Annotated in this window: 22 protein-coding genes and 1 pseudogene; 19 read left to right on the top strand and 4 right to left on the bottom strand. The window is 72.5% G+C overall.

The window, feature by feature from the left end:
- Positions 1–1,053: a MoxR family ATPase gene (locus tag ACIBTX_RS21545; RefSeq protein WP_357126923.1), complete on the bottom strand. Its 1,053-nt coding sequence runs from the start codon at positions 1,051–1,053 to the stop codon at positions 1–3.
- Between the two features lie 403 nt (positions 1,054–1,456).
- Here ACIBTX_RS21545 and leuS point away from each other — a divergent pair, with 403 nt between their 5' ends.
- Positions 1,457–4,297: a leucine--tRNA ligase gene (leuS, locus tag ACIBTX_RS21540; RefSeq protein ID WP_396832895.1), complete on the top strand. Its 2,841-nt coding sequence runs from the start codon at positions 1,457–1,459 to the stop codon at positions 4,295–4,297.
- Between the two features lie 154 nt (positions 4,298–4,451).
- On the opposite strand, the gene ACIBTX_RS21535 is transcribed toward leuS, so the two are convergent.
- From ACIBTX_RS21535 to ACIBTX_RS21525, 3 genes are read right to left on the bottom strand one after another with little or no spacing between them, the layout of a single operon-like run.
- Positions 4,452–5,135, bottom strand: a complete 684-nt coding sequence (locus ACIBTX_RS21535; protein WP_357126929.1) for a VTT domain-containing protein — start codon at positions 5,133–5,135, stop codon at positions 4,452–4,454.
- The gene (locus ACIBTX_RS21530) at positions 5,132–5,851 is read right to left on the bottom strand and encodes a glutamine amidotransferase (RefSeq protein ID WP_357126932.1); all 720 of its coding nucleotides are present in this window, start codon (positions 5,849–5,851) and stop codon (positions 5,132–5,134) included. The genes ACIBTX_RS21535 and ACIBTX_RS21530 overlap by 4 nt, the downstream gene beginning before the upstream one ends.
- Complete coding sequence (locus ACIBTX_RS21525; RefSeq protein WP_396832922.1) at positions 5,841–7,088, bottom strand: MurT ligase domain-containing protein; 1,248 nt, start codon at positions 7,086–7,088, stop codon at positions 5,841–5,843. The genes ACIBTX_RS21530 and ACIBTX_RS21525 overlap by 11 nt, the downstream gene beginning before the upstream one ends.
- A gap of 355 nt (positions 7,089–7,443) precedes the next feature.
- Between ACIBTX_RS21525 and mraZ the strand changes: the two genes are divergently transcribed.
- From mraZ to ACIBTX_RS21435, 18 genes and pseudogenes are all read left to right on the top strand, one after another.
- Positions 7,444–7,875: a division/cell wall cluster transcriptional repressor MraZ gene (gene mraZ, locus ACIBTX_RS21520; RefSeq protein WP_396832894.1), complete on the top strand. Its 432-nt coding sequence runs from the start codon at positions 7,444–7,446 to the stop codon at positions 7,873–7,875.
- A 206-nt stretch (positions 7,876–8,081) separates the two neighbouring features.
- A pseudogene (gene rsmH, locus ACIBTX_RS21515) lies at positions 8,082–9,191 on the top strand (16S rRNA (cytosine(1402)-N(4))-methyltransferase RsmH).
- Positions 9,181–9,786 carry a hypothetical protein gene (locus ACIBTX_RS21510; RefSeq protein ID WP_357126937.1) on the top strand — a complete coding sequence of 202 codons (606 nt, stop codon included), beginning with the start codon at positions 9,181–9,183 and terminating at the stop codon, positions 9,784–9,786. Before rsmH ends, ACIBTX_RS21510 begins: the two are co-directional and overlap by 11 nt.
- Positions 9,787–9,789: 3 nt before the next feature.
- Positions 9,790–12,018, top strand: a complete 2,229-nt coding sequence (locus ACIBTX_RS21505) for a peptidoglycan D,D-transpeptidase FtsI family protein (RefSeq protein ID WP_396832893.1) — start codon at positions 9,790–9,792, stop codon at positions 12,016–12,018.
- Between the two features lie 52 nt (positions 12,019–12,070).
- Positions 12,071–13,633 (top strand): UDP-N-acetylmuramoyl-L-alanyl-D-glutamate--2,6-diaminopimelate ligase, encoded by a 1,563-nt coding sequence (locus tag ACIBTX_RS21500; protein ID WP_357126943.1) that lies wholly within the window; start codon positions 12,071–12,073, stop codon positions 13,631–13,633.
- Positions 13,630–15,027, top strand: coding sequence for a UDP-N-acetylmuramoyl-tripeptide--D-alanyl-D-alanine ligase (gene murF / locus ACIBTX_RS21495; protein ID WP_396832892.1), 1,398 nt, complete (start codon positions 13,630–13,632; stop codon positions 15,025–15,027). Before ACIBTX_RS21500 ends, murF begins: the two co-directional genes overlap by 4 nt.
- Complete coding sequence (gene mraY / locus ACIBTX_RS21490; RefSeq protein WP_357126949.1) at positions 15,024–16,148, top strand: phospho-N-acetylmuramoyl-pentapeptide-transferase; 1,125 nt, start codon at positions 15,024–15,026, stop codon at positions 16,146–16,148. Before murF ends, mraY begins: the two co-directional genes overlap by 4 nt.
- Before the next feature lie 399 nt (positions 16,149–16,547).
- A complete protein-coding gene (locus ACIBTX_RS21485) occupies positions 16,548–17,960 on the top strand; it encodes a putative peptidoglycan glycosyltransferase FtsW (RefSeq protein ID WP_357127330.1) in 1,413 nt (470 codons plus the stop codon).
- Positions 17,960–19,066, top strand: a complete 1,107-nt coding sequence (gene murG, locus ACIBTX_RS21480; RefSeq protein ID WP_357170709.1) for an undecaprenyldiphospho-muramoylpentapeptide beta-N-acetylglucosaminyltransferase — start codon at positions 17,960–17,962, stop codon at positions 19,064–19,066. Before ACIBTX_RS21485 ends, murG begins: the two co-directional genes overlap by 1 nt.
- Entirely contained in the window at positions 19,063–20,625 is a 1,563-nt protein-coding gene (gene murC, locus ACIBTX_RS21475) for a UDP-N-acetylmuramate--L-alanine ligase (protein ID WP_357126955.1), read from the top strand. The genes murG and murC overlap by 4 nt, the downstream gene beginning before the upstream one ends.
- Positions 20,622–21,440 carry an FtsQ-type POTRA domain-containing protein gene (locus ACIBTX_RS21470; RefSeq protein WP_357126958.1) on the top strand — a complete coding sequence of 273 codons (819 nt, stop codon included), beginning with the start codon at positions 20,622–20,624 and terminating at the stop codon, positions 21,438–21,440. Before murC ends, ACIBTX_RS21470 begins: the two co-directional genes overlap by 4 nt.
- A gap of 247 nt (positions 21,441–21,687) precedes the next feature.
- Positions 21,688–22,803 carry a cell division protein FtsZ gene (gene ftsZ, locus ACIBTX_RS21465; RefSeq protein WP_357126961.1) on the top strand — a complete coding sequence of 372 codons (1,116 nt, stop codon included), beginning with the start codon at positions 21,688–21,690 and terminating at the stop codon, positions 22,801–22,803.
- A gap of 9 nt (positions 22,804–22,812) precedes the next feature.
- Positions 22,813–23,556, top strand: a complete 744-nt coding sequence (locus ACIBTX_RS21460; protein ID WP_396832891.1) for a YggS family pyridoxal phosphate-dependent enzyme — start codon at positions 22,813–22,815, stop codon at positions 23,554–23,556.
- 188 nt (positions 23,557–23,744) lie between these two features.
- The gene (locus tag ACIBTX_RS21455; RefSeq protein WP_357398333.1) at positions 23,745–24,467 is read left to right on the top strand and encodes a cell division protein SepF; all 723 of its coding nucleotides are present in this window, start codon (positions 23,745–23,747) and stop codon (positions 24,465–24,467) included.
- 30 nt (positions 24,468–24,497) lie between these two features.
- Entirely contained in the window at positions 24,498–24,803 is a 306-nt protein-coding gene (locus ACIBTX_RS21450) for a YggT family protein (protein WP_355049471.1), read from the top strand.
- A 44-nt stretch (positions 24,804–24,847) separates the two neighbouring features.
- Entirely contained in the window at positions 24,848–25,651 is an 804-nt protein-coding gene (locus tag ACIBTX_RS21445; RefSeq protein WP_355049472.1) for a DivIVA domain-containing protein, read from the top strand.
- Between the two features lie 80 nt (positions 25,652–25,731).
- Positions 25,732–26,463, top strand: a complete 732-nt coding sequence (locus tag ACIBTX_RS21440; protein WP_396832890.1) for a hypothetical protein — start codon at positions 25,732–25,734, stop codon at positions 26,461–26,463.
- Positions 26,464–26,469: 6 nt separating this feature from the next.
- Positions 26,470–26,781, top strand: a complete 312-nt coding sequence (locus tag ACIBTX_RS21435; RefSeq protein ID WP_357126977.1) for a DUF167 domain-containing protein — start codon at positions 26,470–26,472, stop codon at positions 26,779–26,781.
- Positions 26,782–26,791 lie beyond the last annotated feature (10 nt).

Raw genomic sequence — 26,791 nt, 5'->3', positions numbered from 1 at the left:
TCACGGCCTCCGCGGCTCGTAGGGCGCGCGGCCGTTGCCGGTGGCGGGCCGGGTGTCGTACGGGTTGCGCTGACGGTCGTGCGGCAGGGGCAGCCGGTGCACCAGCTCGGAGACGATCGCGTCGGTGGTCCGCCGGGCGAGCTGCGCGTCGGCCGTCGGGATGATCCGGTGCGCCAGCACCGGCACCGCCAGGGCCTGCAGGTCGTCGGGCAGGACGTAGTCGCGGCCCTCCAGCGCGGCGACCGCCCGGGCCGTGCGCAGCAGTTGCAGCGTCGCCCGGGGGGACGCGCCGAGGCGCAGGTCGTGGGCCTCACGGGTGGCGGTGACCAGGTCGACCGCGTACTGCTTGACCGCGTCCGCTACGTGCACCTGCCGGACGGTGGCGATGAGCTGCCGGACCATGTCGGCGTCGGAGACCGGACGCAGCTCGTGCAGCGGGTCGGTGGCGCCGTGGCCGTCGAGCATCGCCAGCTCCGCGCCGGCGTCCGGGTAACCCATCGCGATCCGGGCGGTGAACCGGTCGCGCTGCGCCTCCGGCAGCGGGTACGTCCCCTCCATCTCGATCGGGTTCTGGGTGGCGATGACCATGAACGGGGTCTGGAGCTGGTAGGTCACGCCGTCGACGGTGACCTGCCGTTCCTCCATGCACTCCAGCAACGCGGACTGGGTCTTCGGCGAGGCCCGGTTGATCTCGTCGCCGACCACCAGGTTGGCGAAGACCGCGCCCGGCCGGAACTCGAAGTCGTGGGTCTCCTGGTTGTAGACGCTGACGCCGGTGACATCGCTGGGCAGCAGGTCGGGGGTGAACTGGATCCGGCGGACCGTGCAGTCGATGGACCGAGCGAGGGCCTTGGCCAGCTTGGTCTTGCCGACGCCGGGGACGTCTTCGATGAGGAGGTGGCCCTCGGCGAGCAGCACAGCCAGGGCCAGCCGCACGGTGGCGGTCTTTCCCTCGATGACCTGCTCGATGTTGGCCACGATGGCCTCGCTGGCGGCGCGGAACTCGTCGTGCGGCAACAGGCCGCCCACCTCGTCCCAGGTCTGTTGTGTCACGGGCCTCCTCCTCGTCGCCGTCACGGCAGCTCTGTCGAGAGCACCTGGACCCGCCGTTGGGTATGCGACGCCGAGCCTCGTTTGCCGCAGGGAGCTCACTGGCCTCTCAGGCTAACCATGTTTGTCGTTATCGCCGACCCCCGCAGGTAGTCCGTCGGTTACGGATGGATATTCGCCGAGTCGGGGGATCGGTGCGGGCGCGCTGACGGACGCATTAATGCCGCAGGTGAGGGGGTAGACTGCCGGATATGGCCGGAGTCTTCCTGCTTCTTATCGGGCCGTGCTGATGCGCTGAGCGCGCGACAGCACGGCGGCCCCCTCCTGTGCGAGGGGCTTTTTTTGTGCCCGCCGCCGGTCCGGCCCGGCGGTGCCGAGACGAAGCGAAGCGAAGCGAGGAGAGACGATGAGCAAGGCAGCCGCACCGGCGGGCGACATCCCCCCGTTCCGGTATACCGCGGCCATGGCCGACGAGATCGAGACTCGTTGGCAGGACACCTGGGCACGCGAGGGCACCTTCCACGCGCCCAACCCGACCGGTCCGCTGGCCGATCCGAGCCACCCGCGCTTCGACGCGCAGAAGCTGTACGTGCTGGACATGTTCCCGTACCCGTCGGGTGCCGGCCTGCACGTCGGCCACCCGCTGGGCTACATCGGCACCGACTGCTACGCCCGTTACCAGCGGATGGCCGGGCACAACGTGCTGCACGCGATGGGGTTCGACGCGTTCGGGTTGCCCGCGGAGCAGTACGCCGTGCAGACCGGCACCCACCCCAGGACCACTACCGAGCAAAACATTCAGCGGTACAAGGCGCAGATGCGCCGCCTGGGGCTGGCGCACGACGAGCGGCGCTCGGTGTCGACCATCGACACCGACTTCTACCGCTGGACGCAGTGGATCTTCCTGCAGATCTTCAACTCCTGGTACGACCGGGACGCCGGCCGGGCCCGTCCGATCGCCGAGCTGATCGCCGAGTTCGAGGGCGGCAACCGGGCGACCCCGGACGGCCGGTCCTGGGCCGAGCTGAGCGTCGCCGAGCGTCGCCAGGTCGTCGACGACCACCGGCTGGCGTACGTCTCGGAGGCGCCGGTGAACTGGTGCCCGGGGCTGGGCACCGTGTTGGCCAACGAGGAGGTCACCGCCGACGGCCGCTCCGACCGGGGCAACTTCCCGGTCTTCAAGCGCAACCTCAAGCAGTGGATGATGCGGATCACCGCGTACGGTGACCGGCTGCTGGACGACCTGGACAGCCTGGACTGGCCCGAGCCGATCAAGCTGATGCAGCGCAACTGGATCGGCCGGTCGCAGGGCGCGCACATCGACTTCGCCACGGCGGAGGCGCCGATCCGGGTGTTCACCACCCGTCCGGACACCATCTTCGGGGCCACCTACGTGGTGCTGGCGCCCGAGCACGAGCTGGTCGACGCCCTGGTGCCGGCGGCCTGGCCGCAGGGCACCCGGGACGCCTGGACCGGCGGGCACGCCAGCCCCGCCGAGGCCGTCGAGGCGTACCGCAGGGCCGCGGCCGCGAAGACCGACGTCGAGCGGCAGTCCGACTCCAAGGAGAAGACCGGCGTCTTCGTCGGCGCGTACGCCACGAACCCGGTCACCGGCGGGCAGATCCCGATCTTCGTCGCGGACTATGTGCTGGCCGGCTACGGGACCGGCGCGATCATGGCGGTGCCGGCGCAGGACGAGCGGGACTGGGCGTTCGCCGAGGTCTTCGAGCTGCCCATCGTGCGGACCGTGCAGCCGGCGGAGGGCTTCGACGGCAAGGCGTACACCGGCGACGGCCCGGCCATCAACAGCGCCGCGCCCGAGCGCGGCCTGGACCTGAATGGCCTGGGGGTCGTCGACGCCAAGGCGGCGATCATCGCGTGGCTGGAGGCCAACGGACACGGTACCGGCGCGGTGACCTACCGGCTGCGGGACTGGCTGTTCTCCCGGCAGCGCTACTGGGGTGAGCCCTTCCCGATCGTGTACGACTCCACCGGCGCGGCCATCGCCCTGCCGGAGGAGATGCTGCCGGTCGAGCTGCCCGAGGTGGACGACTTCTCCCCGAAGACGTTCGACCCGGACGACGCCGACTCCAACCCGGAGACCCCGCTGTCACGTCGCCGCGACTGGGTCGAAGTCGAGCTGGACCTGGGTGACGGGCCGCAGCGCTACACCCGCGAGACCAACGTGATGCCGCAGTGGGCCGGCTCCTGCTGGTACGAGCTGCGCTACCTGGACCCCACCAACACCGAGCGGTTCGTCAGCGCCGAGAACGAGCGGTACTGGATGGGCCCGCGCGGCGAGGGCGACTGCGGCGGCACCGACCTGTACGTCGGTGGCGCCGAGCACGCCGTGCTGCACCTGCTGTACGCGCGGTTCTGGCACAAGGTGCTGTTCGACCTGGGTCACGTGTCGTCGTTCGAGCCGTTCCGCAAGCTGTTCAACCAGGGCATGATCCAGGCGTACGCGTACACCGACTCGCGGGGCAGCTACGTGCAGGCCGAGGACGTCGTCGAGCGCGACGGCGCGTACTACCTGGAAGACCTGGTGGTCAACCGCGAGTACGGCAAGATGGGCAAGTCGCTGAAGAACGTGGTGACCCCCGACGACATGTGCGCGGCGTACGGCGCGGACACCTTCCGGGTGTACGAGATGTCGATGGGCCCGCTGGAGGTGTCCCGCCCGTGGGAGACCCGGGCGGTCATCGGCTCGTACCGGTTCCTGCAGCGGGTCTGGCGGGCGGTCGTCGACGAGCAGACCGGCGAGGTGCGCGTCACCGACGACCCGGCTGACGAGACGACCCGCCGGCTGCTGCACACGGTGATCGACGGGGTCCGTGGCGACATGGAGGGCATCCGGTTCAACACTGCGATCGCCAAGCTGATCCAGTTGACCAACGGGCTGACCGGGTTGTCGGCGACGCCCCGCGAGGTGGCCGAGCCGCTGGTGCTGATGGTGGCGCCGTTCGCCCCGCACCTGGCCGAGGAGCTGTGGCGCAAGCTGGGCCACGACACCTCGCTGACGTACGCGGACTTCCCGGTGGCCGATCCGGCGCTGCTGGTGGCCGACACGGTGACCTACCCGGTGCAGGTCAACGGCAAGGTCCGGGGACGCGTCGAGGTGCCCGCCGACGCCGCCGACGAGACCGTCCGCGCGGCGGCCCTGGAGGCGGTGGCCGCGACGCTGGCCGGCAGGGAACCCCGCAAGGTCATCGTGGTCAAGGGCCGGATGGTCTCGGTCGTCGCCTGACCCCCACCCCACCCTGTCGCCCCGCTCCGCCCCGTCGATCTTGCAGTTTCGGTCGACATTCCGCCCCTTTATGCGACGGTTTGTCGGGACAGAAAGTGCAAGATCGGCGGGCGCGGGCGCGGGCGCGGGCGCGGGCGCGGGCGGGGCGCGGGGGTCAGGTTGGGGTGGAGCGGCGGTGGCGGTTGGCGCGCCACCACTGGTGTACGAGGACGAGGCTGGCGATCAGGCCGAGGCTGGCGGGAGCGGCGGCGTACCAGTTGACGTGACCGGGTGAGCTGACCGCCGCGCCGATCGCCGCGTAGCCGAACGCGGTCGGCGCGGAGGCGATCACGCTGCCGGCCAGGAACGGCAACACCCGCGTGCCGGTCGTGCCGTAGCCGTAGCTGACCAGGCCGAACCCCGCGATCGGCAGCAGCCGGACGGTGACCACGCCGAACACGCTCTGCCGGGCGAACCAACCGTCGAGGCGGGCCAATCGACCGCGTACCCGTTCGGCGACGAACTCCCGGCCGAGCAGCCGGCCGACGGTGAACCCGATCGCCGCGGCCACCAACGCCGCGCCCAGGGCGTACGCGGCGCCCTCCAGCGGGCCGAAGATCGCGCCCGCGGCGAGCGTCACGAAGGTGCGGGGGACCAGCGCGACCAGGAGCAGCGCGCCGCCGAGGATCGCCGCCACCGGGGCGAGGTCGCCCAGCTGGTCGGCGAGCGCCGGTAGCCGCGCCGGGTCCGGGCGGGGCGCCAGGAGCAGCAGCAGCCCGCAGCCGCCGATGAGCGCGACCAGCAGGGCGAACCGGGCGGCCGACGGCTGCCGGAGCAGCCGCCGGACAGCGTGGATCATGCCCGGGCGGCGGCCACCGCTGAACGGCGCTCGGTGCGGAGCCGGTCGGGCCAGGTGTCGTCCAGCGGCGGGAGCTGGTGTGCCCCGGTGGCCCAGCGCAGCAGCAGGTCGGCCAGGGCCGGGTTGCGCGCCAGCGCGGGACCGTGCGAGTAGGTGCCGAGCAGCTTGCCGCGCCAGGCGCCCTCGGTGGCGCCGTCGTTGCCGATCCCGGCGGTGACCCGGGCCAGGGGGGCGACCTCCGGGCCGAGGTGGGTACGGCCACCGTGGTTCTCGAAACCGGTCAGTGGCGGCAGGCCCAGCCGAGGGTCGATCTCGCCGGCCAGCTCGCCGACGGCCCGGCTCTCGCCCCGGTCGGACCGCAGGTCCAGCAGTTCCAGGCCGCGGCACTGCACGCCCTTGGCGAAGAAGGACGTCCCGAGCAGCTGGTAACCGGCGCAGACACCGAAGACCACCGAGCCCTGTGCGACCGCCCGGTGCAGACCGCCGTCCGCGATGAGCCGCTGCGCGCCCAGCGCCTGCGGGCCGTCCTCGCCGCCGCCGACGAGGTAGATGTCGGCCGTCGACGGCAGTTGCTGGTCGGAGCGGACCTCCAGCACCTCGACCGGCATGCCGCGCTGGCGGGCCCGCCGGGCCAGGATCAGCGCGTTGCCCCGGTCACCGTAGGTGGACAGCAGATCGGGGTAGATCCAGACGATACGCAGGCTCTCAGTTGACACGGTCCAACTCCGCTCGGATGTCCTGGAACGCGGTGTAGTTCGCGATGACCTCGAGCCGGCCGGGCGGTACCGCCCGGACGGCGTCGTCGAACGTGCGGACGTGCTGGAAGGGCACGTCGTTGACGTCCAGCCGAACCGCCAGGTCGTATGCCCGGTCACCGGTGATCAACACCTGCCGGCCGCGGAGCGGGGCGAAGTCGACGTCGAACAGCCAGGAGGTGTCCAACCCGTCGGGGTCACGCGCGTTGATGGAGAGCAGGGTGGGCGCCTCGTCGGCCATGTCGAAGGCCTCCAGCCAGCTGGCCGGGTTCTTCGCCAGCAGCAGCCGGATGTTGCGGCCGTCCCGGTCGACCTGCGCGTACCGGCCGGCGACCGAGGTCACGATGCCGAGACGGCTCACCGCGTCGACGGGGCGTACGCCGAACTCGGCCGCCACCGCCAGCGCGGTCGCCGCGTTGCCCAGGTTGACCTTGCCGGGTAGCTGGAGGGAGACCTTGTGCCAGGCCCCGGTGGGGTCGAGCACGCCCTCGTCCTCGACGACCCAGTGCGGCTCCGGGCGGCGCAGCGCACAGCCGGTGCACCACCACTGCTCGCCGGAGCGGGCGATGGTGGAGCCGCACTCCGGGCAGACCCAGGAGTCGTCGTGCCAGCGCTGGCCGGCGCTGAACCAGGTCACGTGCGGTGGGTTGATGCCGCGGGCCGGGTCGGCCGGCGGGGTGGCCGCCCACACCACCATCGGGTCGTCGGCGTTGGCCACCACCCGTACGTCGGTGTGCCGGACCAGGGCCGCGCGCCAGAGCTGCGCCATCATGGCGACCTCCTTGGCGCGGTCGAGCTGGTCGCGGGAGAGGTTGAGCAGCGCGACCACGTGCGGCTCGGTCGACTCGAGCACCTGGGCGAGGTAGTGCTCGTCGACCTCCAGCACCGCGTACGGGGTGCTGCCGGCCTTGGCCAGCGCCGAGGTGTGCCCGCTGGGCATGTTGGCGCCGAACGAGTTGGTGGCGACCCGCCCGAGCACGCCGACCGCGGCGGCGGTCAACCGGGTGGTGGTCGTCTTGCCGTTGGTGCCGGAGACCAGCGCGATGGCGCGGCCGGCCGACAGGTGCGCCAGCAGGTCCGGGTCGATCTTCAACCCGATCCACCCGCCGATCACCGAACCGTCGCCACGGCCGGCGGCCCGGGAGAGCGCCGCGGCGGTCCGTGACACGGAGCTGGCCACCTTGGCCCGTAGGGGCATTTTCGCGTCCGTCACGCGAGCGAGGTTACCGGACCGCCCACCTCGCCAGATCGCCGCCGACGGTGAACCGTTCGGCCGTGGCATCCCGGCGGGCGGTCGGCGCGCGCTCGGCCGGACGGAGTCGATCAATGTCGGAAAGCGGACCACACGGGGCGGGCGCGCCGGCCCTCCACTCCGCTCCACCCCCTGTGACGTGCGGTTTCACGCGCGGATCGGACGCGCCACGCGGGCGAATCTGGTTGCAGGTGGAGGGAAGTGGAGTAGAGTGGGGCCCAATGGTGAGGCCGGGAGGGCTCACCGGCCCGGGGGGTCAGCGGCGCCGCGAACGCCGCTCAAGGGCGAGGGGGTTGGGCCGATGTTCCTCGGCACCCATACCCCGCGCCTGGACGAGAAGGGCCGGTTGATCCTTCCGGCCAAGTTCCGGGATGAGCTGGCGGGGGGTGTCGTGGTCACCAAAGGGCAGGATCGCTGCCTCTATGTCTTTCCGACACCCGAGTTCCAACGGATCGCGGAGCAGTTGCGCGCGCAGCCGATGACGCACAAGGCGGCCCGGGCCTACAGCCGGGTCTTCTTCGCCAGCGCGCACGACGAGGTGCCGGACAAGCAGGGCCGCGTGACGATCCCCGCGCATCTTCGTGAGTACGCGGCGCTCGACCGGGACCTGGTGGTCATCGGCGCGAGCACCCGGGTCGAGATCTGGGACAGGGTCGCCTGGGAGACCTACCTCGCCGAGAGCGAAGACGACTTCGCCGACATCGAGGAGGGGGTGCTGCCCGGCGGTCTGTAGGGCGGAACGGCGTCCGACGTACTGCGAGATCTCCAGCCGCTTTCGAGTTCCTGGCATCACTTCCCCGGTGCCAGGCGCACGATCCAGTAATCCGGCGGAAGTCGGTGTCCGGCGGGAGCGGATGGGGATCTGGCGGTACGACGGGAGCGCCGTCTCCAACGGCAGGCGCGCGAGAAGAACGGACGTTTCAACCAGTGGGGGTCATCATGGGGGAGTTGCGCGGCACGCACGTGCCGGTGCTGCTCGAGCGGTGTCTCGAGCTGCTGGCCCCCGCGCTGGGTCGAGGCGGCCGGACGGTGCACGTCGACGCGACGCTCGGCCTGGCCGGGCACGCGGAGGCGGTGCTCGAAGCGCATCCGGAGACCGTCCTGATCGGGCTCGACCGGGACACCGAGGCGCTCGCCCACGCACGGGTGCGGTTGGCGCGGTTCGCCGACCGGGTGCACCTGGAGCACGCCGTCTACGACGAGCTGCCCGACGTGCTCCAGCGGCTGGGTTATCCGGGCATCGACGGGATCCTGTTCGACCTGGGTGTCTCGTCGCTGCAACTGGACGCGCCCGACCGCGGGTTCGCGTACGCGCAGGACGCGCCGCTGGACATGCGGATGGACCAGACGCGGGGGACGACCGCCGAAGAGGTGGTCAACACGTACGCCCATCCGGATCTGGCCCGGGTGCTGCGGGTGTACGGCGAGGAGAAGTTCGCCGGGCGGATCGCCTCGGCGATCATCCGGGAGCGCGAACGGGCCCGGATCACCTCGTCGGCCCGGCTGGCCGAGCTGGTCCGGGAGTCGATTCCGGCACCAGCCCGACGAACGGGCGGGCACCCGGCAAAGAGAACGTTTCAGGCTTTACGGATCGAGGTAAACAGAGAGCTGGCAGCGCTGGAGACAGCGCTGCCGTCCGCGCTCGACGCACTGACCGTGGGCGGTCGCATGGTGGTCCTGTCCTACCACTCGCTGGAGGACCGGCTCACCAAGGCGGCGCTCGCGGACCGGGTCCGCAGTAAGGGCCCGATCGACCTCCCGGTCGAACTGCCCGGGTCCGGTCCGACGTTCCGGCTGCTCAGCCGGGGCGCCGAACTGCCCGGGGAGACGGAGGTCGCCGCGAACCCGCGCGCCGCTTCGGTGCGGCTGCGGGCCGCGGAGCGACTCGACCCGAACGCGACAGAGCAGGGGCGGACCGACCGCGAACGGTCTCGCCGACGGGTGAAGGGAATGCACCAACCGGGCACGGGGTCCGCCTGATCCGTGGGGGGTCAGGGGCGCCGCGACCGGCGAGGGACGGACGTTGAGGGGGAGGGACATGAGCATTGACAAGCGCGACCGCCGGGACGTCACCGGCGGCGGGCAGCGCGCACCGCGGTCGGGGGGCCGGACCGCGGCGGAGCGAGCTCCGCGCGTGGAAAACGGTACGCCACGCATCGATCGAGTGAGTCGGCAGGGGGAGACTCGCGCCCGGGGGGCGCGCGAGTTCCCGACCCAGGGCAGTGCCGCGCTGCGTCCGGCCGAGAAGGCAGCCGCCACGGCGGCAGCCCGCTCGCCGCGGCTGCGGGTGGCGCCTCCGCCGCCGGTGTCCGTTCCGCGCGCGCCGTTCGCGGCGCTGATCGTGGTGCTGGTGGTCGGCGGGGTGTTCGGCATCCTGGCGGTCAACACCAAGATCAATGAGAACGCGTTCCGGTTGGAGAAGCTGCAGCAGCAGCAGGCCCGACTGGACCTGGAGAAGCAGCAGCTCGACAAGCAGATCGCCGACGCCAAGGCGCCGGGGAACCTGACCGCCGAGGCACGTCGGCTGGGTCTGGTGGACGCCGGTGAGCCGGCGTACATCCGGATGCCGGACGGCAAGCCGATCGGCGTGCCCAAGCCGGCGACCGGCGAGCCGTCGGTCACCAGCCAGGGCGCGGGAGGCTGACCGGTGCCACCGAAGTCGGACGAGCCGCGCCGGGACCCCACGGGGTCCCGGCGCGGTTCTCGCCGGGACGCCGCCGACTCCGAGTCCCGCACGGGTGAGCCGGGGATCGGTGGCATCTCCGGCGCTCGGGCGTACACCCCGAGGGGGCGGACAGTCCGCGAGGAGCGCGGCACGCCCGCGCGCGGCGGGAACGCCGAGCAGCGGCGTACCCCTCGGGGCAGCACGCGGTCCGGCGACCCGTTCCGGCCGGCGTTGCAGGTGCTCGACGGCGGCCGGGCCGCCGCCCGCGCCGGCCGGCGTGACGCTCCGGCGGCCGGCCGCAGCGGCGTCGTGCGCACCGTCGCGCCCCGGACCCCGCGCGGCGCCCCCGGTGACGTCCCGCCGCCGCGTCGCCGCACCACGCCCCGCGCGCCCGGTCGCGGCGACCGTCCGACGGCCCGCCGGCCGTCCCGCAAACCGCCTCGCCCGCCGAAGCTCGCCGACCCGCGGCTGCGGCTGCGCCTGGGCACCGTGCTCACCCTGGCGCTCTTCGTCGCCATCGGGGTGCGGTTGATCTTCCTGCAGGCGGTCGACACCCCCGCCTACGCCGGTGGTGGCGTCGCCGACCGGACGCGCACCGTGGAGCTGCCCGCGCCGCGCGGCGCGATCTACGACTTCCGGGGCGAGCCGCTGGCGCACAGCGTCGAGGCGCGGTACGTGTTCGCCGATCCGACGCTGATCGAAGACCGGTCCAGCCCCGGGTGGATCGGGGCGGAGGCCACCGCCAAGGCGCTCTCCCCGTTGCTCGGCATTCCCGCGTCGAAGCTGACCGAGCTGATGAAGCCCCGCAAACTGGAGAACGGCAACGCGTCGCGTTTCGAGTACCTGGCCCGGGGGGTGGAGATCCCGACGGCCAAGCAGGTGCTGGACCTGGACCTGCCCGGCATCGGCGTGCACCGCGACGAGCGCCGGGAGGTGCCCGGCGGCGACCTGGCGGCCAACCTGATCGGCTTCACCAGCCAGGACATGGACGGCCTGGAGGGGTTGGAGGCCCGCTACGACGACCTGCTCTCCGGGCAGGATGGCCGGCGGGTGTACGAGGCCGGCCTCGGCGACCTCGCCGCGCCGATCCCCGGCGGCTACAGCAAGACGACTCCGGCGAAGCCGGGCAGCTCGCTGACCCTCACCATCGACCGGGACCTGCAGTTCCGTTGCCAGCAGATCCTCAGCGCGGGGATGGCGGGGCAGAAGGGCGCGACCGCCGCAGCCGTGATCATCGACGTCGCCACCGGGGAGGTGCGGGCCCAGGCCAGCGACCCCACCTACAACGCCGCCAAGCCGACCCCGAGCGACCCGGTCGCCCGGGAGGACGCCGCGACCAGCTTCGTGGTCGAGCCGGGCTCGGTGCACAAGGCCATCACCTACGCCGCCGCGCTCCAGGAGGGGGTGATCACCCCGGACACCACGCTGCCGATCGCGAACAGCATCAAGATGGGCGACACCTGGTTCTCGGACACGCACCCCGCCAACGGTAAGAAGATGAGCATTCCGGGAATGCTGGCCTTCTCGTCGAACGTCGGGGCCATCACCGTCGGCGACAAGCTCGGCAAGGACCGGCTGATCGACTACCAGAAGCGGTTCGGGCTGGGGCAGCCCACCCGCGAGGGCCTGCCCGGCGAGGCCAGCGGCCGGCTGCTGCCGGCCGACGAGTGGAGCGACTCGTCGTACGGCTCGGTGCCGATCGGGCACAGCGTCGACGCCACGCCGTTGCAGATGGCCGCCGCGTACGCCGCGATCGCCAACGACGGCACGTACGTGCAGCCGCACCTGGTCAAGGAGACGATCGGCCCGGACGGCAAGCGGACCCCCGCACCCCCGCCGGTCACCCGCTCCGTGCTCAGCCCGCAGAACGCGGCGGCGCTGCGCACCATGCTGGAGGCGGTCACCACCGTCGAGGGCGCCACCGGCACCACGGCCGCGGTCTCCGGCTACCGGGTCGCCGGCAAGACCGGCACCGGGTGGCGTCGGGTCGACGGCAAGAGGCAGCCGGGCGAGGTGTCCTCGTTCATCGGCATGGCCCCCGCCGAGAAGCCCCGGTACGTGATCGCGGTCTTCGTGTACGCCCCCGGTGGTGGTGGCGCGGCGATCGCCAACCCGGCGTTCCGGAAGATGATGCAGTTCACGCTGCGTCACTACCGGGTGCCGCCGTCCCCGAGTGGTTCCGCACCGAAGTTCGTGGTCTATCCGCGCTGAGCGGCGTGGGCGCGACATCATCGGTGAGTGCCGACGAACCACCGGGGCGGCTGTGCGGCCGGAACCGGACGACCGGGTAGGGTCTGACGCCGTGCCCGGCAATCCACGTCCACGTACCGTGACCGGCGTCCGGCTCGGTGATCTCGCCGCCCGGCTCGCCGTCGACCTGCCGGCGGACGCCGCCGACGTGCTCGTCACGGGTGCCACCCACGCGAGCCAGGAGGTCCGCCCCGGCGACCTGTACGCGGCCCTGCCCGGTGCCCGCCGCCACGGCGCGGAGTTCGCCGTCGGCGCGGCCGAGGCCGGCGCGGTGGCCCTGCTGACCGACCCGGCCGGCGCGGAGCTGGCGGCGGCGAGCGGCCTGCCCGCCCTGGTGGTCCCCGACCCGCGCGCGGTGCTGGGCGAACTGGCGTCGGCCGTGTACGGCGACCCGACCGCCGACCTGACCGTCATCGGCATCACCGGCACGGCCGGAAAGACGTCCACGGCCTATCTGGTGGAGTCGGGGCTGCGCGCCGCCGGACACACCACCGGACTGATCGGCACCGTGGAGACCCGCCTCGGCGATCTCGTGATCGACAGCGTACGGACCACCCCGGAGGCGACCGACCTGCACGCGATGCTGGCCACCGCCCGCGAGCGGGGGGTCACCGCCGTCGTCATGGAGGTCTCCAGCCACGCCCTGGCCATGGGCCGGGTCGGTGGGGTGCGCTTCGCCGTGGGTGGCTACACGAACTTCGGCTCCGACCACCTGGACTTCCACGCCGACAGCGCCGACTACTTCGCCGCCAAGGCGCAGCTCTTCGACGGCCGGTGCGCGGTCGAGGTGCTCAACCGCGACGATCCGGCCCTCACGCCGCTCTACCAGCCGGCGACGGTCAGCTACTCGGCGGCCGGCGACCCCACCGCGACGTGGTGGGCCGACGGCGTCGACGGCGAGGGGTACGCGCAGCGGTTCACCGCCCACGGCCCGGACGGCGTGGTCGTGTCCGCCGGGGTGGCGCTGCCCGGCCGACACAACGTGGCAAACGCGTTGCTGGCCATCGCCGCGCTGGTGGGCGCCGGGGTGGACCCGCGGACCGCCGCCGACGGGGTGGCCGCCTGCGGTGGCGTGCCCGGTCGCCTGCAACTCGTCGACGTCGCCGGGCCGGTGCGTGGGGTCGTCGACTACGCGCACAAGGCGGACGCGATCGTGGCGGCGCTGGCCGCGCTGCGGGAGCTGAGCGTCGGACGCCTGATCTGCGTGATCGGCGCCGGTGGGGACCGTGACCGGGGCAAGCGGCCGGTGATGGGCGCCGCCGCCGCCGAGGGGGCCGACGTGGTGCTGGTGACCGACGACAACCCGCGCACCGAGGACCCGGCCGAGATCCGCGCCGAGGTGCTCGCCGGGGCGTACCGGGCCGACACCGCCGCCCGGATCATCGAGGTGGCCGGTCGGCGGGACGCGATTGACGAGGCGGTCCGACTGGCCGAGCCGGGCGACGTGATCGCTCTGCTCGGCAAGGGCCACGAGCGGGGCCAGGAGGTGGCGGGCGAGGTGTTCCCGTTCGACGACAGCACCGAGCTGGCCGACGCGCTGCGGGCCCGCTTCGCGGACCGGGCGGGTCAGCGGTGATCGCCCTGACCCTGGCCGAGGTGGCCACGGCCGTCGACGGGCGGCTCGTCGCCGCCGATCCGGCCGCCACCGTCACCGGTTCGGTCGAGTTCGACTCGCGCAAGGTCGGACCCGGTTCGCTCTTCGTGGCGTTCCCGGGGGAGAAGGTCGACGGGCACGACTACGCGGCGACGGCCATCGAGGCCGGCGCGGTGGCGGTGCTCGGCACCCGTGCGGTTCCCGGGGTGCCGATGGTGCTGGTCGACGACGCCCTGAGCGCGATGGGTCGGCTGGCCCGCGCGGCGGTGGACCGGCTGCCCGAGCTGACCGTGGTCGGGGTGACCGGCTCGTCCGGCAAGACCACCACGAAGGACCTGATCGGTCAGCTCACCGCCCGGCTCGGCGCCACGGTCGCGCCGCCCGGCTCGTTCAACAACGAGCTGGGTCACCCGTACACGGCGCTGCTGGCCGGGCCGGACACCCGCTACCTGGTCATGGAGAAGGGCGCGCGGGGCATCGGGCACGTGCGCTACCTGTGTGAGCTGGTGCCGCCGCGGATCTCGGTGGTGCTCAACGTCGGCACGTCGCACATCGGTGAGTTCGGCTCACAGGAGGCGATCGCCCAGGCCAAGGGCGAGCTGGTCGAGGCGCTGCCGGCCGACGGGCTGGCCGTGCTGAACGCCGACGACCCCCGGGTGGACGCCATGGCGAGCCGTACGCGGGCCCGGGTGGTCCGCTACGGCGAGGCGCCGGACGCCGACCTGCGCGCCGAGGACGTCACGCTCGACGAGCGGGGGCACCCGTCGTACACCCTGGTCACGCCGGAGGGGCGCGCGGCCGTGCGGCTCGCGCTGACCGGCCGCCACCAGGTCGGCAACACGCTCGCCGCCGCCGCGGTCGCCCGGGAGCTGGGCATGCCGCTGGCCGAGCTGGCCACGGCGCTCGGCGAGCTGGGGCTGAAGTCCACCCGGCGGATGGACGTCTTCGACCGGCCCGACGGGGTGACGGTCATTGACGACTCGTACAACGCCAACCCGGCCTCGATGGCGGTCGCGCTCCGGGCGCTTGGCAGCCTCGGACGCGAGAGGCGTACCGTCGCGGTGCTCGGTTACATGGCCGAGCTGGGCCCGTTCGAGCGCGACGGCCACGCCGAGGTCGGCCGGCTGGCGGCCGAGCTGGGTGTCGACCGGCTGCTCGTGGTGGGCGAGCCGGCCGCGCCGATCCACGAAGGCGCGACAGCGGTAGCGAACTGGGGAGGAGAGTCGGTGCTGCTCACCGATCAGGCGGCGGCCGTCGAGGTGCTGCGGGGCGAGCTACGGCCGGGCGATGTCGTCCTGGTCAAGGGCTCCCGGTACCGGACCTGGGAGGTGGCTGACGCCCTGCGCGCCGACGCCGCCGAGGAGGCCACTCGATGAGGGCCATCATCGTCGCCATCGGGGTGGCCTTCGTCGTCTCGCTGTTCTGCACCCCGATCGCGATCAAGGTGTTCACCCGGCTCAAGGCCGGCCAGCCGATCCGGTCCGACGGCCCGGCCATGCACCAGGGCAAGAAGGGCACGCCGACGATGGGCGGCGTGGTCTTCATCCTGGCCACGGTGATCGCGTACGTGGCCGGCCACCTGGCCCTGACCACGCTGCCGGACGCGCAGATCGCGCAGGTGGAGCCGACCATCACGGCGCTGGTGCTGCTGGGGCTGATGGTGTTCTCCGGCGCGGTGGGCTTCCTCGACGACTTCCTCAAGGTGCGCAAGCGCAACAGCGCCGGCCTCAACAAGCGCGGCAAGCTGCTCGGTCAGATCCTGGTCGGCGCGGTCTTCGGCGTGATCGCGCTGTGGTTCCCGAGCACGATGACCGACGCGACGGGCCGGGCCACCAACACCCAGACCGTGGGCAGCACCACGCTGAGCTTCATCCGGGACATCGACTTCCTGGAGGTCAGCAAGGTCGGCGCGGTGATCATCTTCATCTTCGTGGTGATGGCCGCGACGAACGGCGTCAACCTCACGGACGGCCTGGACGGTCTGGCGACCGGCGCTTCGGTGATGGTGCTCGCCGCGTACGCGCTGATCGCGTTCTGGCAGTACCGCCACTGGTGCGCCGACCCGAGCTACCGCCAGCCGTACTGCTACGAGGTCCGTGACCCGTTGGAGATCGCGCTGATAGCCGGGGCCGCCGCCGGGGCGTGTGTGGGCTTCCTGTGGTGGAACACGTCCCCGGCGCGGATCTTCATGGGCGACACCGGGGCGCTGGGGCTGGGCGGCCTGATCGCCGGCATGGCCATGTCCACCCGGACGATCCTGCTGCTGCCGATCATCGGCGGGCTCTTCGTGATCATCACGATGTCCGTGGTGATCCAGATCATCTCCTTCCGAACCACCGGTAAACGTGTGTTCCGGATGTCCCCGTTGCAGCACCACTTCGAGTTGGCCGGCTGGAGCGAGGTCAACATCGTGGTCCGGTTCTGGATCATCGCCGGCATCGGCGTGGCCATCGCCCTGGGCCTGTTCTACAGCGAGTTCCTCGCCAACATGACCTAACCCCCCCCGGGGGGGCCTGCCCTGCCCCGCCGATCTTGCACCTTCTGTCGGTGGAATGTCCCGCTCTACGGCTTAGGTCGGGACAGAAAGTGCAAGATCGGCGGGGAGTGGGCTCGACACGCCCGGGGTGGCGTTCTGGAGCCGTCGGGGGTGTCGAGCGGTGATGATGTCGGGGTGGGGGAGGACATCGGCACTGAGGACAGAGCTGACGGCCGGCGGCGTCGGTCACCGAGCGCGGCGCGTACCGCGGTGACCGGTGGCGCTCGCGGGCCCGACGGCGCGCGTGGGCCGGAGCCGGGGGCGGCTCCGCGGGAGAGCGGCGCGGCGCGGGAGAGCAGTGCGGCGGAGAGCGCCGCCGGGGCGTCGGCGTCGCTGCGCGGGCTGGACGCGGCCGGTGGACTGGCCGCGCTGCGGGGCCTGCTGGACCGGCCGCTGGCCTCTTACTACCTGCTGCTGTCCAGCGCCGGCCTGCTGCTGCTCATCGGGTTGACCATGGTCTTCTCGGCGACCAGCGTGAAGGACTACGCCGAGGACGGCAACGCGTCGGCCTCGTTGACCAAGCAGGCCATCTTCGCGGTGATCGGCATCGGGGCGTTCTGGGTGTGTCAGCGGCTGCCCGCCAGCACCTACCGCTCGCTCGGCCGGCCGCTGCTGTTCACCGCGGTGGCACTGCTGCTGGTGCTCAACCTGCTGGTCGCGTACGGCCGGCTCGCCCACCTGAAGTCGGTTTCGTTCGGGCCGATCGAGGCGCGGCTGAACTGGCTGTTCGTCGGCGGGATCCAGCTCCAGCCCTCCGAGTTGGCCAAGTTCGCGCTGGTCCTCTGGGGCGCGCACGTGATCGCCCGCAAGGGGGCCGCGCTGGGCTGGTTGCGGGAGCTGGCCACCCCGCTCTTCCCGGTGATGGGCCTGCTCTTCGTGCTGGTCGGCTACAACGACACCGGCACGATGCTCTGCCTGTTGGCCCTCGTGGTCGGCCTGCTCTGGGCCGCCGGCGTGCGGATGCGGGTCTTCGGCGCGCTGACCGTGGCCGGTCTGCTCGGCGTCGGCCTGCTCATCGCGGTCGCCTCGCTGGGCGCCGGTTCCGGCGAGCGCGGCGCGGACAACTACCGGCTGGCGCGGCTGACGTCGTTCATCAACCCGCCCGACCCGCAGGAGTGCAAGCTCGACGGCTGCCTCCAGCTCTATCAGGGTCGGCTGGCCATCGAGCACGGTGGCTGGTTCGGAGTCGGGCTGGGCAAGGGCAGCGTCAAGTGGGACTGGCTGCCCGAGGCCCACAACGACTTCATCTTCGCGATCATCGCCGAGGAGTTGGGCGTGATCGGCTGCGCCGTGCTGCTCGCCCTGTTCGCCGTGCTCGCGTACACCGGTCTGCGGATCGCCCGGCGGGTCGACGACCCGTTCCGCAGGCTCGCGGCCGCCGCCGTCACGACCTGGCTGGTGAGCCAGGCGGTGATCAACATCGGCGGCGTGGTCGGGCTGCTGCCGATCACCGGTCTGCCGCTGCCGTTCATCTCCGACGGCGGAAGTGCCCTGGTCGTGACGTTGGCGGCGATCGGGATGCTGGCGTCCTTCGCCCGCGCCGAACCCGATGCGGCCAGAGCACTGCATGCCCGTCCGCCGGCCCGGTGGGTCCGACTACTCTGGGCCCCGTTGCCGCCGCTTCCCGGCCGGCGTCGCCGACCGGCGACGCCACCGGCGGCCCGAGGGCCAGTGCCCCGGGCGCGGGAGCGGCGGAAGGACGACCAGGCCGTACCGCGCGGTGTCCGGCAGGGCCGGAGCCGTCAGGGTACGGCGAGCGAGAGGAGACGCTGATGGGTCCGCTGCGTTCGGTGGTGCTCGCGGGAGGTGGCACCGGGGGGCACATCTACCCGCTGCTCGCCTTCGCCGACTGCCTGCGCCGACACGACCCGGGCGTCCGGATCACCTGTCTCGGCACACCCAAGGGCATGGAGAACGAGCTGATCCCACCGCACGGCTACGACCTGCGGCAGATCCCGGCGTACCAGCTACCCCGGTCGGTCAACATGAACCTGGTGCGTACCCCGGGCCGGATGTGGACCGCGGCCCGCGCGGCGGGCAAGGTGATCGACGAGGTGCGCGCCGACGCGGTGGTCGGCTTCGGCGGGTACGTCTCGGTGCCGGCCTACCTCGCCGCGTGGCGGCGTGAGCTGCCGATGGTGATCCACGAGGTGAACGTGCCGCCGGGCGTCGCGAACCGCCTCGGCATGAAGTTCACCAAGAACGTGGCGGTCGGTTTCCCGCACCAGCCGAGTCAGGCCGAGTCGCTGCGGGACGCCACCGTGGTGGGTGTGCCGCTGCGCCGCAGCATCGCCGCGCTGGACCGGTACGCGATGCGCAACGCCGCCCGCGCCCGGTTCGGCCTCCGCCCGGATCTGCCGGTGCTCTTCGTGGCCGGCGGGTCGTCCGGCGCCCGCTCGGTCAACCTGGCGGTCTCCGGCGCGGCCAAGGAGCTGGCCCGCAACGGCGTGCAGGTGCTGCACGTGATGGGCGCCCGCAACGAGCCGGTGCCGATCCCCACCGACCTGCCGGTTCCGTACGTGACGCTGCCGTACCTGTCCGAGATGGAGCTGGGCTACGCCGCCGCCGACCTGATGCTGGCCCGGGGCGGGGCGATGACCGTCGCCGAGGTGGCCGCGATCGGCCTGCCGACGATCTTCGTGCCGTATCCGCACAGCAACCAGGAGCAGCGGCGCAACGCCCTGCCCGTGGTGGAGGCCGGCGGCGGTCTGCTGGTCGACGACGCGGAGCTGACTCCGGACTGGCTGGAGCGTGCGGTCATCCCGCTGATCCGTGACCCGCAGCGGCTGTACGCGATGGGCGCGGCGGCGTCCGCGTACGGGCGGCGCGACGGTGACGAGGCGCTGCGCTCGTTCGTCCTCGAGGCGGTGGCCCGATGACCGCGCAGTTCACCCCGGCCGGCACGCTGACCGCCGAGGACCTGGGCGCGGTGCACCTGATCGGCGTGGGCGGGGTGGGCATGCTCGGAGTGGCCCGGCTGCTGCTCACGAGGGGCATCCAGGTCTCCGGTAGCGACCTGCGCGAATGGCCGTCGCTGGCAGGCCTGCGGGCGCTCGGCGGCACCATCTACCTCAGCCACGAGGCGTCCAACCTGGACGGGGTGGACACGGTCGTCTACTCCTCGGCCATTCCGAAGGACCACCTGGAGTTGGTCGAGGCCCGTCGCCGTGGCCTGCGGGTGCTGCACCGCTCGGAGGCCCTCGCGGCGGCGATGACCGGCCGCCGGGCGATCGCGGTCGCCGGTACGCACGGCAAGACCACCACCACGTCGATGGTGACGATGGTGCTCCAGCAGGCCGGTGTGGACCCGTCCTTCGTGATCGGTGGGGAGATCTCCGAGGTCGGCTCGGGCGCCCACCACGGCACCGGCGAGCACTTCGTGGTCGAGGCCGACGAGAGCGACCGCTCGTTCCTCATCTACCGCCCGTACGTCTCGGTCATCACCAACGTCGAGCCGGACCACCTGAACACCTACGGCGACCTCGCGACGCTGGAGGCGGCGTTCGCGGAGTTCGCGCGGCTCACCGACCCGAGCGGGTTCATCATCACCTGCGCCGACGACCCGGGCGGTCGGCGGCTGGCCGAGACCCTGCGCGCCGAGGGGCGGCGGGTGTTCACCTACGGCGCGGCCGAGGACGCCGACCTGCGGCTGACCGACATCGCCTCCTCCGCGCGCGGCGTGCGCTACCTGGCCGCGATCGACGGACGGTCGCTGGGCGAGTTCCGGCTGCCGGTGCCCGGGCGGCACATGGGGCTCAACAGCGCCGCGGCGGTGCTGACGGCGTACCTTCTCGAACTGCCCCTGGAGGCGGCGGAGGCCGCGCTCGCGGTCTTCCCCGGGGTGCGGCGGCGCTTCGAGCGCAAGGGCGTCGCGGACGGCGTGCTGGTCTACGACGAGTACGCCTACCACCCGACCTCGATCAGGCTGGCGTTGCAGACGCTGCGCGAGGTGGCCGGGGACGGGCGGCTGATCGTCGTCTTCCAGCCGTACCGGCTGTACCGCACCCGCGACAACCAGGCGGAGATCGCCGAGGCGCTGGCCATCGCCGACGAGGTGGTGCTGCTGGAGGTCTTCGGGCCGGGCGAGCTGCGCCAGCCCGGCGAGGGCTCGGCGGCGCTGATCGCGGCGGTGGACCTGCCAGCCGACCGCAAGGTGTTCGTCGACTCGTGGGAGGCTGTGCCGGGCGAGGTGGCCCGGCGGGCCGGTACGGGCGACGTCGTGGTCACCATGGGCGCCCCACCGATCTCGCTGATGGGTGACGAGCTGCTGGCGGCGCTGGGGGCGCGTACCGCCGGCTCCTCGGCGGCCGCGGCCGTTGATCCGCTGGCGACGACCCCGGCGATCGGCCAGCCGGTGCCGGGCGGGTCCACGGCGGGTGGCGACGGGGCGGCCCTCGGCGCCGCCGCACCGGACGGCGCGACGCCCACGGCCGGATGAGCCCCGGCCCCGCCCGCGGGCGGACCAGCCCTCCCGACGGCGGCTCTGCGCGGCGCGGTCCGGTCCGGCGTTGGCAGCTGGTCCGGGCCGGCAGCGACGCGGTGCCGGCGTCGACCCGCCGGTTCATGGCCCGCGCCCGCCAGCGCCGGATGCGGGCGGCGATGCCGTGGGCGGTGGCTGCCGGCGTGCTGGCGCTGCTCGGGCTGATCGCCTGGACGGTGCTCGGCACCGGACTGTTCGGTGTCCGGTCGGTCAGCGTCCAGGGCGCCAAGCTGGTCACGGACGTGCAGGTACGCGACGCGGTGGGGGTTGCCGACGGGGTGCCGCTGGCGCGGGTGGACCTCGCGGCCGCCGCGCGTCGGGTCGGTGGGTTGGCGCCGGTGGAGCGGGCCACGGTGTCGCGGGACTGGCCGGGCACGCTGGTGGTGAAGGTTACCGAGCGGACGCCGGTGGCGGTGGTGCCGCAGGCGGACGCGTTCGCCGTGATCGACGGCAGCGGTGTGGCGTTCCAGACGGTGGACCGCCGCCCGGCCGGGCTGCCGCTGGTGCGGGTGGTCCGACCCGCCGCGGCCGACCCGGACACCCGGGCCGCGCTGGAGGTGCTCGGCGCGCTGACCCCGCAGTTGCGTGCCGAGTTGGTGGACGTGAGCGTGGCGGGTCTGGCCCGGATCAGCCTGCGGCTGCGGGGGAACCGCACGGTGGTCTGGGGAGACGCCACGCGGAGCGCGGACAAGGCCCGGGTGGCCACCGCGCTGCTCGGGGAGGAGAGCGAGCGGATCGACGTGAGCGCGCCGGACGTGGTGACCTTCCGCTGACCGACTGAGCGGGCCGTGGACGTGACGAGTCGCGCTCCGGCCGGCGACACGCCGACCGGGTCCTTGGCTCATGGCGCGGCGGCGCTTACGTTGCCCCGAAGAGGTTCAGTGGTTGACATAACTGTAAGCCTCTAGTAGAGGGTGAGGGTTCACCTCTGATCCTCGCTGGTGGCGCTGTCGTCGGCCGCTGGGCTGGCCACGCCGTACCCGGTCGGCCGAAGCCAATCTCGAAGGGAAAGGACCGGAGATGACACCTCCGCACAACTACCTGGCGGTCATCAAGGTCGTCGGCATCGGGGGTGGCGGCGTCAACGCCGTCAACCGGATGATCGAGGTTGGGCTCAAGGGCGTCGAGTTCATCGCGATCAACACCGATGCCCAGGCGCTGCTGATGAGTGACGCCGACGTCAAGCTCGACGTCGGCCGCGAGCTGACCCGCGGGCTGGGCGCGGGCGCCAACCCGGACGTCGGCAAGAACGCCGCCGAGGACCACCGCGACGAGATCGAGGAGGTGCTCAAGGGCGCCGACATGGTCTTCGTGACCTGCGGCGAGGGCGGCGGCACCGGCACCGGCGGCGCGCCCGTGGTGGCGAACATCGCCCGCAAGCTCGGCGCGCTGACCATCGGCGTGGTGACCCGGCCGTTCTCGTTCGAAGGCAAGCGCCGGCAGGTGCAGGCCGAGTCCGGGATAGACGAACTGCGTAACCAGTGCGACACCCTGATCGTCATCCCGAATGACCGGCTGCTGGCGCTCGGCGACCGCAACATCAGCATGATGGACGCGTTCCGCACCGCCGACCAGGTGCTGCTCTCCGGTGTGCAGGGCATCACCGACCTGATCACGACCCCGGGTCTGATCAACCTGGACTTCGCCGACGTCAAGAGCGTGATGAGCGGCGCGGGCAGCGCGTTGATGGGCATCGGTAGCGCCCGCGGGGAGAACCGCGCGGTCGAGGCGGCCGAGGCGGCCATCTCGAGCCCGCTGCTGGAGCAGAGCATGGACGGCGCGCGCGGCGTGCTGCTCTCCATCGCCGGCGGCTCCGACCTGGGCCTCTTCGAGATCAACGACGCGGCGCAGCTGGTCACCGACGCGGCCCACCCGGACGCCAACATCATCTTCGGCGCGGTCATCGACGACGCGCTCGGTGACGAGGTGCGGGTGACGGTCATCGCGGCGGGCTTCGACGGCGGCACGCCGGCCTACAAGGCGGCCGAGCCGTCCCGCAAGACCAACACCAACCAGCCGGCGCCGCAGACCACCCCGGTGCCGCCGCCGGCCACCCTGCCGGCCCCGACGCAGTCGCCCCGCCGGGTGCTCTTCGACGACGTGGACGTGCCCGACTTCCTCAAGAACGGCTCCTGAGCGCCGCCGATGACCGACAGCTCAGCCACGGTACGACCGGACCGGAGCGCCGAACTCGCGGCCGGTCTGGCGACGGTACGGGCCCGGATCGCCGAAGCCTGCGCCGAGGCGGCCCGGGATCCCGCCGACGTCACCATGATCGCCGTGACCAAGACCTACCCGGCCGGGGACGTGCTGGCGTTGGCCGGGCTCGGGGTGACCGACATGGGGGAGAACCGCGACCAGGAGGCCGCCGGTAAGGCGGCCGAGGTGGCCGCCGCGGGGATACGTCCACGCTGGCACTTCATCGGGCAGTTGCAGCGCAACAAGGCCCGTTCGGTGGTCCGTTACGCCGACGTCGTGCACTCGGTGAACAGCGTACGGCTGGCCCGGGCACTGGATGGCGCGGCGGCGCAGCGGGAACGGCCGTTGGACGCCCTGGTGCAGGTGAGCATCGACGGTGACCCGGCGCGGGGCGGCGCTCTGCCCGGGTCGGCCGACCCGGAGTCCGGCCTGGACACGGTCGCCGCGGCGGTCGCCGAGTCGCCGGCGCTGCGCCTGGCCGGCCTCATGGCGGTCGCGCCGCTGGGCTGGCCGCCGGATCGCGCCTTCGCCCGGCTGGCCGAGATCGCCGAGGCGTTCCGATCGGTCCATCCGGGAGCGACAGCGTTGTCGGCGGGGATGAGCGGCGATCTGGAAATCGCGATCCGTTACGGCGCGACACATGTCCGCGTCGGTAGCGCGTTGCTCGGAATGCGTCCCACGCTGCGGTAGCCTGACCGCGAGACAGGCAAATTACATCAGTGTTGTTTCAGGGACGGCTGATCCTGTGGGGGTCGTGACACGCGACGCGAATCGCATGTCACGGGATTGCCGTCCCGGTCCGATGGGCATGGTTGTCCACTCGCGACGGGCGACATGGCACGGGGGCGAGTGCCGCACGGCGGACGGAAGGGCGCGGGATGGGTGCACTGCGCAAGGCGGGGGTCTGGCTCGGTCTCGTCGAGGAAGACGACGAGCGGGCCTACGACGACGGTGACTACGACAAGGGTGGTTACCGTGACTCGCGCTACCGGCAGAGCCGGTACGCCGAGGAGTTCGCCGACGAGGACGACGACGACACCGAGGAGCCGCCGGCTCCCCGGACGCGCGCGAGCGAGCGGGGCCGGCTCTCCGAGCGGTCGGCCGGGCGGCTCGCCGACTCCGACCGTGGCGACTCCGACCGGGCTGAGCGAGCCGAGCGGGCTGAGCGCTCCGAGCGGGCTGAGCGCTCCAGCGTACGGTCGATCACGCGGTCCTCGGCGAGCGAGACGTCGGGCGCGCTGACCTACCACACCCGCGACAACCTGGCCCTCGCGCCGCAGGCCGTGACGCGGGAGCGCGTGGTCGTGCCCGAGGAGGAGCAGCGCTACCAGATCACCACCCTGCACCCGACCACCTACCGGGAGGCGCGCACCATCGGTGAGCACTTCCGCGACGGCGTACCGGTGATCATCAACCTCACCGAGATGGACGAGGCCGACGCCCGCCGTCTGGTTGACTTCGCGGCCGGTCTGGCGTTCGGGCTGCGCGGTACGATCGAGCGCGTGACCAATCGGGTGTTCCTGCTCTCACCGGCCAATGTCCAGGTCACCGCTGAGGACAAGGCCAAGATCGCTGAGGGCGGTTTTTTCAGCCTGAGTTGACCCCGCCCGACCCGAGGGACGTCGCTGACCGTGTTGTCGATCTTGCTGCAAGTGTTGTACCTGGTCCTTTATGTCTTCCTGCTTCTTCTTCTGTCCCGGTTCGTGTTGAGCGCCGTCCTGCAGTACGGCCGCCGGTGGCAGCCGGGGCGCGGAGCGGCGGCAGGACTGGAATCCGTGTGGAGCGTCACTGATCCCCCTCTCAACGCGTTGAGGCGTGTGATCCCTCCGCTGCGAATTGGTACCGTGAGCATCGACCTGGCCTCCCTTGTGCTCCTGGTTATCCTGTTCGTGCTGATGGAGTTCGTGTTAGGGCCGTCGATCAGGGCATCTGCCTGATGACCGACGCGCTTTCGCGGCCGCAACTGACCCGAGGAGTTTCGATGCCGCTGACCCCGGCCGACGTACACAACGTCGCCTTCAAAAAGCCGCCGATCGGCAAGCGGGGGTATGACGAGGAGGAGGTCGACGCCTTCCTGGACGAGGTCGAGCGCGAGCTCGCCCGTCTCATCGAGGAGAACAACGAGCTGCGCGCCCAGGTGGAGCGCGGCGGCCGTGGCGGTGCCCCCGCCGGCCCCGGCGGCGACGCCCGACTGGCGGCGGAGCTCAACGACGTCAAGGCCCAGCTCGACCGGGTCCAGCGCGACAAGTCCGCCGCCGAGCAGGCCGCCCGCGCCATGCAGGCCGAGCTGGAGCAGGTCCGCGCGACCGGCGGCCCGGCCGGCGTCACCGGTGACGGTGAGCAGCAGGCGCTGCGGGTGCTGATGATGGCCCAGCGCACCGCCGACGACCACGTGTCCGACGCGCGCCGCGAGGCCGACTCGCTGCTGTCCGAGGCGCGGAGCAAGGCCGAGGAGGTGACCCGCGAGGCTCGCGCGAAGGCCGACGCCCTGGAGCGGGACGCCCGCCAGCGGCACCAGGAGGCCATGGGCGGCCTGGACGCCAAGCGCACGGCCCTGCAGAAGCACATCGAGGAGCTCAAGCAGTTCGAGCGCGAGTACCGCACCCGGCTCAAGGCGTACCTGGAGAGCCAGCTGCGGGACCTCGACGGTCGCGGCCAGGGCCTCGAAGCCGAGATGACCCGCTCCGAGGCGGGCCGGGTCGCCGGCGGCAACGGGCTGGCCGCGGCGGGCCTCGCCGGTTCGTACGGCGGCGGGCGCTCCGGCGCCCTCGAAGCCGGACGCTGAGCACCGGCCGGCGATCGCTCTCCGCAGATGGTGACGGTCGCCGGCCCCGCCTGGACGGTACGACGCGGCAGGGGTGAGCCGTGATAGTCGCGAGTCTCCTGCTCATCCTCGTCGCCGTGGTGCTGCTGGTGTTCGGCCTGGCCGGTGGCTCCAGCACTCTGTTGACCATCTCCATCGCGGCCAGCCTGCTGGCCGCCGTGGCGCTGGTGGTGGGCGCCCGCCAGGCAGCCGCCAACCGCGCCTCGGCGGATCCCGGCCGGGCCGGCCCGCGGGACCGCGGGGCATTCCGCACGGCCAGCCGGGCCGAGCCGGGTGCCGCGTACGGGCCACCGCTGGCCGAGCCGGATGTGCCGGTCCAGCACGTACCTTCGACGGTCGGCGACGGCGGCACCGGGTGGCGGCAACCACCCGAGCCGCCGTCCGACCCCGAGCCGGCGTATGACGTGGCCTCGCCGTACGAGCCCGACGCGGCGGCCGACGGCGGTGCACGCACCTCGCCCGTCAGCCCGGCGTCCCCGTTCGTGGCCCGCGCCGACGAGGCGTACCGGGCCGACGCCGTGACCGCCGACCCGCTGGCCGACGAGCCCGCGGAGCAACCGGTCACCCCCGCCGAGGCGGCCCGGATCTCCCGGCTGCCCGACTCCGTCGAGGTGGTGGACGGACGGCCCCGCTACCACCTGGCCGCGTGCCCGCACCTGATCGGCCGGACCCCGGAGACGCTTCCCGTCGCCGAGGCGGTCGAGCTGGGCTTCACGCCGTGCGCGGCGTGCGCGCCGGCCACCGCCCTGCTCATCGACGCCCGGCCGTTCTGAAAAGCGGTGCCGGTGCCCCCGCAGGACGCGCTCACCGTTGCGGTACGGGTGAAGCCGGGCGCCTCCCGCGATGCCGTCGGTGGTCGCTTCGACGGCCCGCACGGCCCCTCCCTGGTGATCGCCGTCCACGCTCCGGCGGTGGACGGTCGGGCGACCGAGGCGGCCCGCCGCGCCCTCGCCGCCGCGCTCGGCGTCCGGCCGGCGGCGGTGTCGCTGCGGACCGGCGCGACCAGCCGGGACAAGCTCTTCCTCGTCGACCGGCCCACCCCCGAGCTGCCCGACGTGCTGCGCCGACTGCGCGACGGAGCCGCGGGGTGAGGATCGCCCG

The organism is Micromonospora sp. NPDC049359 (genome assembly GCF_044466585.1).
Classification (GTDB): Bacteria; Actinomycetota; Actinomycetes; order Mycobacteriales; family Micromonosporaceae; genus Micromonospora.
Note: the sequence above shows the minus strand (reverse complement) of the source record. Positions and strands in the feature narration are given on the sequence as shown.